The sequence below is a fragment of the Arthrobacter gengyunqii genome (assembly GCF_023022985.1).
GTDB classification, from domain to species: Bacteria; Actinomycetota; Actinomycetes; order Actinomycetales; family Micrococcaceae; genus Arthrobacter_B; species Arthrobacter_B gengyunqii.
The window spans coordinates 2,133,253-2,146,768 of sequence record NZ_CP095461.1; the positions used below are offsets into that span (position 1 = coordinate 2,133,253).

General features: G+C 59.3%; 12 protein-coding genes. 9 read left to right on the forward strand and 3 right to left on the reverse strand.

Translation table 11 applies throughout. The features are described from left to right. The first annotated feature begins 118 nt into the window (after positions 1-118). On the forward strand, positions 119-643 hold the full coding sequence (locus tag MUG94_RS09700; protein ID WP_227889972.1) for a type II toxin-antitoxin system PemK/MazF family toxin: 525 nt from the start codon (positions 119-121) through the stop codon (positions 641-643). 249 nt (positions 644-892) lie between these two features. After that, entirely contained in the window at positions 893-1,153 is a 261-nt protein-coding gene (gene rpsT / locus MUG94_RS09705; RefSeq protein ID WP_227889973.1) for a 30S ribosomal protein S20, read from the forward strand. 137 nt (positions 1,154-1,290) lie between these two features. Here the strand turns inward: rpsT and holA are convergent, their stop codons facing one another. Further along, on the reverse strand, positions 1,291-2,328 hold the full coding sequence (gene holA, locus MUG94_RS09710; RefSeq protein ID WP_423724332.1) for a DNA polymerase III subunit delta: 1,038 nt from the start codon (positions 2,326-2,328) through the stop codon (positions 1,291-1,293). A 492-nt stretch (positions 2,329-2,820) separates the two neighbouring features. On the opposite strand from holA, the gene MUG94_RS09715 reads away from it, so the two are divergent. The 7 genes from MUG94_RS09715 to MUG94_RS09745 all read left to right on the forward strand — a co-directional run bounded on the left by MUG94_RS09715 (position 2,821) and on the right by MUG94_RS09745 (position 10,112). Continuing rightward, entirely contained in the window at positions 2,821-3,843 is a 1,023-nt protein-coding gene (locus tag MUG94_RS09715) for a TRAP transporter substrate-binding protein (protein WP_227907656.1), read from the forward strand. Beyond that, entirely contained in the window at positions 3,836-4,408 is a 573-nt protein-coding gene (locus MUG94_RS09720; RefSeq protein WP_227907655.1) for a TRAP transporter small permease, read from the forward strand. Before MUG94_RS09715 ends, MUG94_RS09720 begins: the two co-directional genes overlap by 8 nt. Continuing rightward, entirely contained in the window at positions 4,405-5,754 is a 1,350-nt protein-coding gene (locus MUG94_RS09725) for a TRAP transporter large permease (protein ID WP_227907654.1), read from the forward strand. The genes MUG94_RS09720 and MUG94_RS09725 overlap by 4 nt, the downstream gene beginning before the upstream one ends. Positions 5,755-5,840: 86 nt before the next feature. Further along, the gene (locus tag MUG94_RS09730) at positions 5,841-7,589 is read left to right on the forward strand and encodes a 2-hydroxyacyl-CoA lyase (protein WP_227907653.1); all 1,749 of its coding nucleotides are present in this window, start codon (positions 5,841-5,843) and stop codon (positions 7,587-7,589) included. A 23-nt stretch (positions 7,590-7,612) separates the two neighbouring features. Further along, positions 7,613-9,043 (forward strand): phenylacetate--CoA ligase family protein, encoded by a 1,431-nt coding sequence (locus MUG94_RS09735; RefSeq protein ID WP_227907652.1) that lies wholly within the window; start codon positions 7,613-7,615, stop codon positions 9,041-9,043. A 104-nt stretch (positions 9,044-9,147) separates the two neighbouring features. Further along, a complete protein-coding gene (locus MUG94_RS09740; RefSeq protein ID WP_227907651.1) occupies positions 9,148-9,804 on the forward strand; it encodes a GntR family transcriptional regulator in 657 nt (218 codons plus the stop codon). Between the two features lie 122 nt (positions 9,805-9,926). Continuing rightward, positions 9,927-10,112 (forward strand): SDR family NAD(P)-dependent oxidoreductase, encoded by a 186-nt coding sequence (locus tag MUG94_RS09745; RefSeq protein ID WP_341482154.1) that lies wholly within the window; start codon positions 9,927-9,929, stop codon positions 10,110-10,112. Here MUG94_RS09745 and MUG94_RS09750 read toward each other — a convergent pair. Together MUG94_RS09750 and MUG94_RS09755 are read right to left on the reverse strand one after the other, a co-directional pair. Continuing rightward, the gene (locus MUG94_RS09750; RefSeq protein ID WP_227907650.1) at positions 10,069-10,530 is read right to left on the reverse strand and encodes a DNA polymerase III subunit delta; all 462 of its coding nucleotides are present in this window, start codon (positions 10,528-10,530) and stop codon (positions 10,069-10,071) included. The genes MUG94_RS09745 and MUG94_RS09750 overlap by 44 nt on opposite strands. Positions 10,531-10,639: 109 nt before the next feature. Continuing rightward, positions 10,640-13,135 (reverse strand): ComEC/Rec2 family competence protein, encoded by a 2,496-nt coding sequence (locus MUG94_RS09755; RefSeq protein ID WP_227907649.1) that lies wholly within the window; start codon positions 13,133-13,135, stop codon positions 10,640-10,642. Positions 13,136-13,516 lie beyond the last annotated feature (381 nt).

Below are 13,516 nucleotides of genomic sequence, written 5' to 3' on the forward strand. Positions count from 1 at the left end.
TGCCGGAACCGGACAAGGCGCGGTTCTTCGTTTTTCCTGGTGGTTTTAACTGCTGAATTAACAGTCTCCCACGAATGCCAGCCCGCACTGGAACCGCAGAACGTAATAGCGTGGGCTCATGTCCTTCTCCAACCGCTCCCTTCTTTCCCTGGCCCGCACGGCCATCCGACTGCTGACGCGCCCCTCTGCCGCCGAATCCCCCGCCCGTAAGTCTTCACCGGCGTCCTCCGCCCGGAAACCTGCCGCACCGGGCGCTTATCCCGGCGACTACCGGGGCAAGGTCACCCCCGTTTACGCTCCGTCGCCGGACGGATCCCCCGACCCGGGCGAGGTGGTGTGGGCCTGGGTTCCCTATGAGGACGACTATTCGCAGGGCAAGGACCGCCCGGTGCTCCTGATTGGCCGCAGCGGCTCCCGGCTGCTGGCCCTGATGATGACCTCCCGCGACCGCAACAACGGCCGGGAGTCCGATCCTGACTATGTGGATGTGGGCACCGGCCCCTGGGACAGCCAGGGCCGGCCCAGCGAGGTCAAGCTCGACCGGGTGCTGCAGCTGGACCCTGCCACTGTGCGGCGGCAGGGAGCCGTCATGCCTCCCGCCGCATTTCAGCGCGTCGCCACCCGCTTTTCCGCCCGGAACTGAGTTCCTGCTCCCCCGCCAAACCCCCGCCAAACCCCGGCTGCGCACCAAGGACAGCCGCGCCGTCGGCCGATGGGCGCCGCCAATGGGCCTTCGGGCCGAAGTTCTGCTAACATTTATTGCTGTGTGTCCGCGCAGGTCGACGGGCACTTCAGTTCAGGCGCCATTACGGTATCCCCACGCCGCTCAGTCAATGTCTGGGCTGAAATTCCCTCACCGACCAAGTCCGCAATACAAAGAGAGTTTATATAAGTGGCCAATATTAAGTCCCAGAAGAAGCGCATCCTCACCAACGAGAAGGCGCGCATGCGTAACAACTCGGTGAAGTCCGAGCTGAAGACCGCAATCCGCTCCGTTGACGTTGCCGTCAAGGCCAGCGACAAGGATGCAGCAGTCGCAGCGGTGGCCACTGCCAGCCGCAAGCTGGACAAGGCTGTCAGCAAGGGTGTTATCCACAAGAACAATGCAGCCAACCGCAAGTCGGCCATCTCCAAGAAGGTCAACGCGCTCTAAGCTGTTGTTCTTGCATTAGTCTTATCGGCCTGGCCGGTCCCTTCGGGGGCCGGCCAGACTGCTTTAAGCGGCGTGGCACCCCAGCTTCAGCCGGGGCGGAACCAAGGACCGGCGGTTGTCGCCGGTCCAGCAGCCTCTTAGCGGCCGGCCGCAGCCAGCGAAATCACGGTAACCGCGTGCTCGACGGCGTACACGGGATCACGTCCGGCCCCCTTGACCTGCGCATCGGCTTCGGCCAGCACCTGCACGGCCTTGATGAGGGATTCCTGCGACCAGTGCTGGGCGTCGCGCCGCGCCTGATCCACCTGCCACGGCGCCATGCCCAGTTCCTTCGCCATGGAGGCCGAGGAGCCGCGCAGGTTCGCCACCTTGGCCACGGCCCGGACCTTCATGGCCAGCGCGCCCACCAGGGGCACGGGATCGACGCCGGTGTCCAGGGCATGGCGCAGCATGGACAGCGCCTGTCCCCCGCGTCCGGCCAGCGCCGCATCAGCCACCTTGAACGCGGTGGCCTCCACCCGGCCGCCGTAGTATTTTTCGACGAGCTCTTCGCTGATTTCCCCGGTGGCATCGTTGATCAGCTGCCGGCAGGCGGCTGCCAGGTCCGCCAGTTTGGAACCTACTGCGGCAACGAGGGCCCGTGAAGCGGCCGGGTCGATCCGCCGTCGGGCCGCCTTAAATTCCTGGGCGACAAAATCCAGCTTCTCTGCGTCCTTCTTGAACGGCTGGCACTCCACCACCGGGGCTCCGGCGGCCTTCACCGCGTCCAGCAGTTTCTTGCCGCGGTTACCGCCGCCGTGGCTGAGCACCAGCACCGTGTCGGGTGCGGTGTCCGTGAGATAGGCAAGGGTGTCGGTCAGGAACTCATCGTTCATGGCGGCCAGGTTCGAGGCCTCGATGAGCTTGGCCTCGCCGAACAGCGAAGGGCTCGAATGCAGCATGAGTTCGCCGGCGGCATAGGTTGCCGCGTCCAGGCGGACAATTTCCGTGTCCGGCTGGTCCTGACGCAGGGTGGCACGGATTCGTTCCATGGCGCGGCCGGCCAGATAGTCTTCGGGGCCGCTGAGCAGGACCACCGGAGCGGGTTCCACCTCACGCCAGGAGACAATTTTTCCCGCGGACTTGCCGGTGGACTTCGCGGCACTGCGCTTACTGGACGGAACGGCCGGATTCACAGCGAACAGACTCCTGGGGTGGTGGCAACGAAAACGGGTTAGGCGACTCTTCAACACTACCCGTCCGCTGGTTCGAACGTCGTGTTTCGGCCGGCTGCCCATCTAGGTTGCTCCTACCGGTGTCACGCATCGGGGTGAACTGGCTCGACATTCTTGTTGTTATTCTGCCCCCATGTTTAAAAGCTAGGTATCCACGGCCTCAAACGCCTCGCGAACTGAAAAATGCAGCCTCTGCGCGGCACCTACCTTGAGGTACGTCGCGCGAGCCGGGGCCATCACTCCCTGCCTGCCGCGCATCTTGAGGCGACCCGGTAGACGCAGTGGTTCGCTGGGAGGCCGGTGGGGCGCGCTGGGCGACATGTTCCGGGAAACCCGGATCGCAAAAGGATTGACACCCCCTGGCACGTGTGACTAGTCTCACATGCAGCTCGATGATTGAATTCAGAATTCGGAAGGCGGCAATGGGGCCGCTTCAACACGAAGGATGTTCACATGAGATCACGTAAAACACTCGCCACGGCGGCACTTTGTGTTCCACTTTTGGGCCTTACTGCCTGTGCGGGCGCCGCAGGTACCGCCAGCGACACGACAGAACTTAAAATCGCGCATGTTTGGCCGGAATCATCCCCAGTAAATGACGCCGCCAAGTCAATTTCCAAATCAATCTCGGCAAGCACCGATGGTTCCCTTACAGCGAAAGTCTTTCCCGCCGGGCAATTGGGGGGGGACGTTGAGCTTAATGAGGGCCTCGTGAATGGAACGCTCGATTGCGCCCTTGTGAATCATACGACTGCGGGAATCGATCCACGGTTAGGCGTTGGTTTCCTTCCGTACATCGTCGATTCATTTGAGGATGCGGACAAGGTCTTCTATGGCGACGGCCTTATCGCGCACCAAAACCGCGAAGTGCTGGAAGAACACGGAGTAGTAGCCCTCGAGTTCTTTGAAAACGGATTCCGCAGTATTTCAAATGATGAAAAAGCGGTTTCCTCTCCTGGTGATCTTCAAGGACTGAAAATCCGGCTGCCGGAGATCGCGGTCCTGCTGGACACTTTCAAAAATTGGGGGGCACAGCCTCTCGCCATGCCCCTCCCGGAGCTCTACACCGCTTTGCAACAGGGCACAGTTGACGGACAAGATAACGGCGTAGTCCTGACCGCTGATTCAAAGTTTCAGGAAGTACAGGACCATGTCTCCATCACAAACCATGTTTATGGTGCCGGAGTCATCGCCTGTAGCAAGGGAACTTGGGACAAGCTGACCCCAGAGGAGCAAACGGCCCTCAAGCAGGCTGCCGAAGAGGCCAGCCTAGAGCAGCGGGAGGCAAGTAGGGGGGACATAGCCTCAAGTATTAAAGAACTTGAGGATGCAGGGGTAGAGGTCACAGAGCTCACCGCTGAGCAGATGGATGCGTTTCGTACAGACAGCATGAATATCTGGAACGATTATTCCGATACTTTCGGAACCGAGTTGATAGAGGAACTGCGCGCAGTATCCGAGGATGAAAATGGCTAAGAAAGTCATTGGGAACCACGAAAAAGCCCTGAAGACTATTAGTCAATACCTCGACACGGTAGATCGTGGCCTTTCTGCGATGCTCATATCAGCAATGGCAGTCATGCTTATGGCCGCGTTGGTGCAGGTAGGTGCCCGCCATTTGACTACAGAAACCGTCATCGGCCCGGACGAGATAGCCAGATACATGATGACTGGATCTACCTTTCTTGCAATCCCGGTTCTTGCACGACGACGCAATCACATCGCTGTAGATGCTCTCGCACATTACCTTCCCCGAGGTGCCAAGATCTGGCTGCAGCGCCTCTTACTGACCGTGGAACTAGTTTTTCTAGTGATATTTGCCTGCTTGGCGATAGAGGTGTTCTTGGCTTCCAATGAGGCTGGCCAAAGATCCGTTGGACTGGGAATTCCGTTGTCTTGGCCACTGTTTCCGGTTGTCGCTGGAGCAACGATTGGAGCAGCCGTTACTGCCGCACTTCTTCTGGAATCAATCCTAAAAACGGGTCAGCCTTCCGTGGCTGAGCTGGAGGAGCAGGTAGACGTTGGAGGGATGAAGCCATGATTATTGCCGCGGCCCTGACCCTGATCATGATCGTGCTCGGAATCCCCGTAGCCTACGCATTTGGAATCGGTGGACTATTCGCCTTTGCGTCTTTCGGGGATGTATCTCAGCTCCCTTCAGTCACCTATCACGCGATAGATTCCTATCCCCTACTTGCCATTCCCTTCTTTCTCCTGGCCGGAGAAATCATGAAGAGTGGGGGAGTTACACGTCGCTTGGTTAACTTTGTCGCCATTTTTACCGGTTGGATTCGTGGCGGCATGGGTTTGAATCTTCTGGGTGCTTCTGCAATCTTCGGTGCTATTTCTGGTTCCTCCATCGCAACCGTATCCGCCATAGGGTCGATCATGACACCGGAAATGGTCAAGCGGGGATACCCTCGGAATTACATCGGCGGCATCACTTCCGTGGCGGGTCTGCTTGGAATTCTCATCCCTCCGAGCATCCCCATGATTGTCTATGGAATGACGGCAAATGTATCGATCAGTCAGCTATTCCTCTCCGGTATAAGCGCAGGGATATTGCTGTTCCTCGCTATGGCCATCGTCAACCTCTGGTGGGCACGCAAACGCGTGGATCTTCGAGACCGGGTGGAAGAAGACCAAGAAGAATCGCCCACAACCACTGGTGGCACGATAAAGCCATCAGGATCGCTCCGAACCCTGCAAAAAGCCCCAGGCACCACTCGCGTTCGGGTGTCCCCCCTGCATCGCATAGGTGTGGCCATACCCGCGCTCCTCATGCCGATCATCATCCTTGGAGGAATCTACTCGGGCCTGTTGACGCCCACCGAATCCGGCGCCGCAGCGTGCGTATATGGGCTGCTTGTTGGACTGCTTATTTACCGTGAAATTAAACCGAACAATGTACCGCAGATCCTGTCACGCAGCATCCTCGCCGCCGCACCGATCATGCTAATTATTGCATTGGGGGGCGTCTTCTCACGGGCCCTCACACTCTCAGGAGTTACTACCGAGCTGACCATGTGGATCGAGTCTCTCAATACACCTACCTGGGTAATCCTTGTGGCCATGAACATTCTTCTCCTTTTGGTGGGATGCTTCGTTGAGGAAAATACAGCCATCATTATCCTTACTCCTTTGTTACTCCCCATCGCCGTAGGCATAGGCGTCGATCCTGTTCACTTCGGCATGATCATGGTCCTGAACCTAGGAATGGGTCTAGCAACGCCGCCCATGGCACCTAACATCTTTGTTGCCGCACGGGCGTGCCAAGTGCCATTCCACAAAATCATAGGAACTGCCGGATTTTTCCTGCTAACAGCCGCCCTCCCTGTGCTTATCATCATCAATGCGTTTCCGGCCTTGTCGCTCTGGTACAGGTGACCTCAAAAATTTCGTGAGCAGTCAGTTTTGTTTGTTTGGCTCATCGTGCCGGCGAGCCCGCATATGCAATAGAAAGGGAAGCCCTCATGTCTTCATTCTCCACGCCACCCAAAGAGGTATCGACACTCATTGCTGAGTTCTTGAAACGTAGAGGTGTACATACAGTTTTTGGACTACAAGGAGGGCACATTCAGCCTATCTGGGACCAAGCGGCTCGATTAGGCATCCGCATCGTCGATGTACGCGACGAACGCGCAGCCGTGCATATGGCCCAAGCGCATGCCGAGCTGTCCGGTGAACTTGGGGTAGCCATGGTCACCGCTGGACCTGGCGTAACAAATACTGTAACGGCTATTGCCAATGCTCATATCTCCGGAACCCCGCTCCTATTGATAGGTGGTTGTCCACCCCGACCTCAAATCAATATGGGGCCGCTGCAGGACGTTGCCCACACAGAGATCCTTCGTCCAATCACCCGGCAGTCACGAACAGCTCGAGTAAGCGAGCAGGTGATACGGGAACTAGACGAGGCTGTTGCACGTGCTTTCGGTGACGGTGGGGAACCCGGCCCGGTTTACCTGGAAATACCAACAGACGTCCTCCGCGAGTCAGTGCCGGCTGCGCTGGTTTTGGATGAACATATGGCCCCCAAAAACCGCCGCTCATCATTCGCCAATCCTGAAGACCTCAAGGCGGCGGCAAGCATGATAAGCGAGGCCAAGAGACTTGTTGTCGTCACCGGCCGCGGAGCACGACGAAGTACCAACGCTCTGGAAGCATTCTTGAAGAGTACCGACTGTGTCTATCTGGATACACAGGAGACGAAAGGCCTGCTATCAGAGAAAAATGCAGCTCATGTAGGTGCAGTTCGTGGCCGAGCCATGGCCGAAGCGGACTTGGTCTTGGTTGTGGGACGGAAACTCGACTATCAGCTCGGATATGGCTCACCGGCGGCTTGGCCGAATGCGCGCTTTATCCGGATCGCAGATACCGCTAGTGAACTCATTGATAACCGGCGGGGAGGAGTCGAAATCCTAGCCGATGTGAGCGTTGCATTGGACGGCCTCACCGCTATCGTGGGTTCTTTGCAGCGGGAGTCCGATGAGGTATGGGCAGCCGAAATGCGTACCGAGCATGCCCGGCGTGTGGAAAGTTCAAGGACGAGCTTGGGTGACAGCCCCGCTGGGGCCGATGGTTCGATGCATCCCAATCGAATTTTTGATGCCTTGCATAAATTAAACCTACAGAACCCCATTCTGATTGCAGACGGGGGGGACTTACTGAGCTTCGCGCGGATTGGTTTGCCTTCCGGCAAGTATCTTGATTCCGGAGCCTTTGGTTGCTTGGGTGTGGGAGTTCCCTACGCCATCGCTGCATCGCTCGAGTTCGAAGACACCCCAGTGGTGTGCGTCAGCGGGGATGGGGCCTTTGGTTTCAATGCCATTGAACTCGACACCGCCGTCCGACACGGGGCTAGGGCCGTTTTTATTGTTGCCAACAATTCAGCTTGGAACATTGAGCGCTATGACCAGGAAACCAATTATGGCCTCGTCGTAGGAACCGAACTCGGAGCAACTGACTATGCAGCTTGGGCACGAGCCGCCGGCGCCTACGGCGAAAGGGTTGAAAACCCCGAGGACCTATTGCCTGCTCTGCGCCGCGCCATGGAAGCCGCTCCGGCAGTACTGGACGTCGTCGTCACCCGTGAGGCGGTTTCTTCGGATGCAACGAAAGGCTTGGGTTTCGTGCCCGACTACCAAGCCCTAATGCCATGGAACGATGCTGAAATCCGACGTCGTTCCTCCGATGAACCCGCTTCCGGTCTCTGCACTTAAGAAGAAAAGAGAGTTGATCACAAATGGAATCATGGAATTTTCCCGCTCAATACGACAACAACTACTTCCCCGATCCAGCGGAACGCTATTGGTTCAGGGAACGAGAAACGATGGATCCAGAGCTGCGCGATGAACATATTCTTGGACGAATTCGCGATGTAATGCATTATGCGTACAGAACTTCAGGCTTTTACCAACGAAAATGGGACAGCGCAGGATTGCACCCTTCAGACATCAAATCTCTGACTGACTTTGAATCTGTTCCAGTTATGACCAAAGCCGAAATGCGTCTTTCGCAGGCTGAACATCCCCCCTTCGGTGACTATCTGTGTGTCCCCGACTCAGACATCCATCACATTCATGGAACATCCGGTACGACGGGGCGCCCGACAGCGTTTGGTGTTGGACGGGATGACTGGAACGCAATCGCCAATAATCACGCCCGGGTCCTGTGGGCAATGGGTCTCCGTCCAGGGGACACCATCTTTGTTGCGGCAATTTTCAGCCTGTATCTGGGTTCGTGGGGGGCACTGGCCGGGGCAGAAAGGCTACACTGCCGCTCCTTCCCATTCGGGGCGGGCGCGCCAGGAATGACTGCACGTGCCGTACAGTGGCTTGAAACAGTCAAACCTGCCGGTTTCTACGCAACACCTTCATACGCGCTGCGACTAGCCGAAGTCGCAGAGGCAGCGGGGGTCGATCCACGGTCGTTCGGCATCCGCGTCATGTTCTTTTCCGGTGAACCTGGTGCGTCCATTCCCTCAGTACGAAACAAAATTACCAAGCTCTATGGAGCAACCGTGATTGATACCGGAACAATGGCCGAAATGACACCTTTCATGTCCGCAGCAGGAACTGCGGAGTCACCTGAAGGCATGTTGTTGTGGCAGGACATTGTTTACCACGAGGTCTGCAATCCATCCGACTACAAGCGAGTTCCCTTCGGGGACCAGGGAACCCCTGTCTATACACACCTAGAAAGAACATCACAGCCGATGATTCGACTGGCTTCAGGGGATTTGACGAGATGGGACATGACTGAAAACGCATGCGGGAGAACCTATCCTCGGCTACCCGACGGTATCTACGGGCGCATCGACGACATGTTCCAAATTCGGGGTGAAAACGTATACCCCTCAGAAATTGACAACGTACTTTCAGGACTTGATGGCTACGGAGGCGAACATCAGCTAGTAATTTCGCGAGAAGGATCCATGGACGAGCTGGTGGTCAGGGTAGAGTACAGTTCCGAACTCTCGACTGCTTCTGAGTCGGCAGTCAACGACTTCTCCCGTCGGACCGGAGACGAATTACAACGCCTATTGGGGCTGAGGGTTGGCGTCGATCCGGTTCCTCCACAAACGTTTCCGCGTACGGATCATAAAGCTCGGCGAGTAGTCGATGAGAGAAAATTGTTTGCCCACCTCGAGCGTCGGGCACCGATGATTTCTTGAGTATTCTTGCTAAACACCCGATATTCGTCCCATATCTCGTGTACGAAAGCCGTGACACGCGTCGCTCATGCAGGGATACGGGAAACAAGGCGGAGGAATGAAATATGAGCAACTTGGTTACAGCGCCATCCTTGACAGATCAGGTCTACAACGTCATGGTGAATGACATCTGTTCCGGCAAACTGCCCACTGGAACCCGTTTGCGCCAGGAAGTTTTAGCCGATGAATACCAAGTCTCAAGGCAGCCAATCCAACAAGCCCTTATGCTCCTACGTAGTCAGGGGTTCGTCCGCGAAGTGGGGCGTAGAGGGCTCGAAGTAGCTCCGATGTCTTTAAGCGAAGTGGACAGTCTCTACAAGACACGAGCCGTGATTGATGGCTTTGCCGCCCGTTCTGCTGCAGAAAATGCTAATCCAAATGCAGTTGAAGAAGGGAGACTGCAACTCATGAACGGCGACAGGGCACTGGCGAACGAGTCTCTCTCAATGATCATTGCGGCAGACATTGAATTCCACCAGTTCGTCGCTTCGCTATCCAATAACAAGGTGTTGGAGGAGATAGCGGATGTGGTTCTGCTCAAGGTGCGAAGGGTAATGGGCGAGATCATTCTTCTAAGTGGGTTCGATCTTGCATGGGACGAACACGAGAGAATCCTTGAAGCAATCCACAGTGGCGATGGCGATCTAGCGGAAAAACTCGCACGCCAGCATGCAGATCGAGGAAGGAATTTGGTTTTGGGTCGTCCTACTCCGTTGCGATAGCACTATTGGGCTGTTTCAGGAGTCATATCATCATCGATCTGCAAGACGCGGACCACAGAGATTCGACGGAGGAACTCCTTGTTCTCTCATAGTCATACCTAGCCCGCGCTGAAACGCATCTCATGACTAAGCTCATCACCTCCAGTGGCAAGAATGTTAGGACCCGTCGGTTGGAAGGCCCCACCGCCATTGTCACCGGTGCCAGCCGGGGCATTGGTTTGGCCATGGCCAAACAGCTGGTGGCCGAGGGGTCCAGAGGCTGCATCACCGCATGGAAGACGGAACCCTTGGATAAGTTAGCTCGGTAGCTGCAGCGTCGAGGAGTTTCTTGCCGCGGTTGCCTCCGCCGTGGCTGAGCACCAGCACCGTGTCGGGTGCGGTGTCCGTGAGATAGGCAAGGGTATCGATCAGGAACTCATCGTTCATGGCGGCCAGGTTCGAGGCCTCGATGAGCTTGGCCTCGCCGAACAGCGAAGGGCTCGAATGCAGCATGAGTTCGCCGGCGGCATAGGTTGCCGCGTCCAGGCGGACAATTTCCGTGTCCGGCTGGTCCTGACGCAGGGTGGCACGGATCCGTTCCATGGCGCGGCCGGCCAGATAGTCTTCGGGGCCGCTGAGCAGGACCACCGGAGCGGGTTCCACCTCACGCCAGGAGACAATTTTTCCCGCGGACTTGCCGGTGGACTTCGCGGCACTGCGCTTACTGGACGGAACGGCCGGATTCACAGTGAACAAACTCCTGGGATGAGAACAAGCGGAATGACGTTTGGGAACACTCCAACATTACCTGCCTGTCCCCGGCCGCCGTCCGTTCAGGCTGCATCACGGCCGAGGCTCACTCGCCGTCCAGACGAGCCCATGCCAACGAGCCTCCCTTCATTCCCAGCGTGACGGAACCAAGTTCATCAGTCCGCGCGACCGCAGTCCCGGAGCGCTGCAGCGCGTCCAGGATTTCCGGTGCGGGATGGCCGTAGTCGTTGCCGGCGCCCACCGAGATCAGCGCCAGGCGGGGATTGAGCTCCTCAACCAGCGCAGTACCGCCGTTACGGGCTCCGTGGTGGGGCACTTTCAGGACGTCCACTCCGGCATCGCGCAGCCACGCATGCCGGGACAGCAATGCCCCGGACGCATCTTCCTCGATGTCACCCGTGAGCAGCATACTGAAGCCGGGGCCGGCGGGCGCTGGCCGCCCAGGTTCCGATGCTGCTGGGCCCACCGTCATCAGGATCACGGAACTCGCGTCGTTTTCATTGGCCTGTCCGCCGCGGGCGGGCGGCCACAACACCTCCCATCTCACGGCCCCGCTTTGGGCGGTCATTCCTTCGGTCATCGGGATCAGTTCGGCACCGGAGGCCGTCAGCACTGACTGCAGGGTTTCGGGAAGATCCTCGTCCGCCGTTGAGTAGGCGATCCGCTGCACTTGGCGGCCGCGCAGCACTCCAGCGGCGCCGCCGTAGTGGTCCAGATGGGCATGGGACAGGATGAAAAGGTCCACGGTCTCCACCTGCAACCGTTTCAAGCAGCGGTCGATCGCGTCCGGATCGGGTCCGGAATCGATCACCACGGCACGATGTGCTGCCGTCCGCACCACCAGCCCGTCGCCCTGACCGACGTCGCAGACAGCGGCCGCCCAGCCGGCCGGCGCCGGACCTGGCCGCAACTGCATCCATGCAGCGGCTCCGCCGGAGGGCAGAATCAACAGGGCCGCCGCCACGACCCAGTATCGGCGCCGACCTGCTGCAGGACGGACAGCTGGGGTTCCCTCCGGCGGCGGACCCACGCGCCACAGGAGCCAGACGCCGGCGCCGGCAGCCAGTACCATCAGGATCACGCCCGCCGTTCCGGCCGGCCACGGCACCAGTGAACCGGGAAGCCCGTCGAAGAAGCGGGCCACGCCTGCCGTCCAGGCCGCGCCGGCGCCGGAAATAAGCACGAACGGTCCAGCGGTGACCGGTACCGTGGCCGCCAGGACGGCCGCCAGCATTCCGACCACAGTTACCAGAGGAACGACGGGCGCCACGGCCACATTCGCGGGCAGGGAGAACGCCGGGACCTGCGGCTGCAGGAGCACCAGGACCGGTGAACAGAAGAACTGTGCCGCCATCGGCACGGCCAGAGCTGCTGCCAAAGGCCAGGGAAGCCGTCTGGCCAGCAGTTCCGTCAGCCGCGGACCCAACAGGATCAACCCGGATGTGGCCAGCACCGAGAGGATGAAGGCGTAGCTTCCGCTGAGCCAGGGATCCACCGCCAGGAGGACCGTGATGGAAAGACACAGCAGGGCCGCCGGCAGCTTCCCCCGTCCGGACAAGACGGCGATGGTCCCCAGGCTGCCCATGACCGCAGCTCTCAGGACACTGGCGTCGGGGCGCACCACCAGCACGAATCCCACCAGAGCTGCTACCCCGGCCGCTGCGGCCCAGCCTCGCGGCAACCGGACAGCCCGTGCCAGCAGGAAAACGAAGGCCAATAAGTAACCACAGTTGGCCCCTGAGACCGCCGTAATATGCGTCAGTCCGGTGTTCTTCATGGCTGTTTCCACCGCGTTGTCCAGCGTGCTGCGGTCCCCCAGGACCATTCCGGGCAACAGACCTGCTGCGTCCTTGCCCGTGAGCCCGGCGTGTTCACCCGCCACAGCTGAAAAGGTACGGCGAATGCGCGCGGTTTCCCCGTACCACCCGCCTGCGGCTTCGACCTCAGGCTGACCATTCGCGTACAGAAGGGCCACCGAGCGCTCACCGGGCTCGGTGGGCTGCAGCGATCCGGCCGCAGAAAACCGGTCTCCCAGCTGCACGTCCGCATAGCCGCTGCCGCCAATTACGAGAAGCGTTGCGGCAGCGGAAAACCGTTGGCCATCACTCGTTGCTTCCAGAAGCACGGCCTCGGTGACGTAACGGGAGTCACCGCTGAAGCGGTCGGCAGCCACGGCACGGGCATCCGTTGAGGCCAGGAAGTCCCCGGTGATCGTCCTGCCTTCGGCGATGACTGATGCGACCGGTCCGGCCGTTCGTTCCATGGTCAGGATGCCGGCACAAACACTTACCAGTGCTGCTGCGGCGAGAGGAACCGCGGCCGCGCGGGCAAACATCCCGGCGAACTTCCGACCCCGGCCCCCTCGTTTTCTCATCCGCCGCAGTGCCGGGACCACAAGGACGATTGAGCAAAGAGCCAGGATGGTCCCGAGCATTGCCGCTTCACCGCCGGAGACCCGCACCGCCAGGACGGCAGCGGCCCACGATGCCGCTGCCACCGGCACCAGCCGGAACTCCAGCAGCGGATGAATCCCCGCGTCGACGGGTCTTTGCGGTACCAGGGCCCGGATCCGCTCTCCCACTGCTCTGACCCGGGCAGCAGGGTGTCCGTGCGGAGGCGCGGCGGGGTGGTCCGCCGTCGAATGCCGGTGATTGCCAGGCTGCCCCGGATTCAGTGCCTGTCCCGAACCGGCACGCTCAGATGCATCGGTACCGCCGCCGGGTTGAAAATTCCCCCGCAGCGCCGCGGCCGTGTACCGGTGCCATCCGCGCTCCTGCCCGGCAGTCCGTCCGATCCGCGGAGGAGGCTCTGATGCCGGTCCACCGGCGGATCCGCTCCCGTCCATCGTCAGGCTAGACGGTAATGAGCGGCAGGAGGGTCGAGCAGTCGAAGCCCATCAGGAGACCAACGCTGCCTGGACGGGGGCGCCGCCTGTTGCTTCGGCTTGTTCTTCGGTGTGATC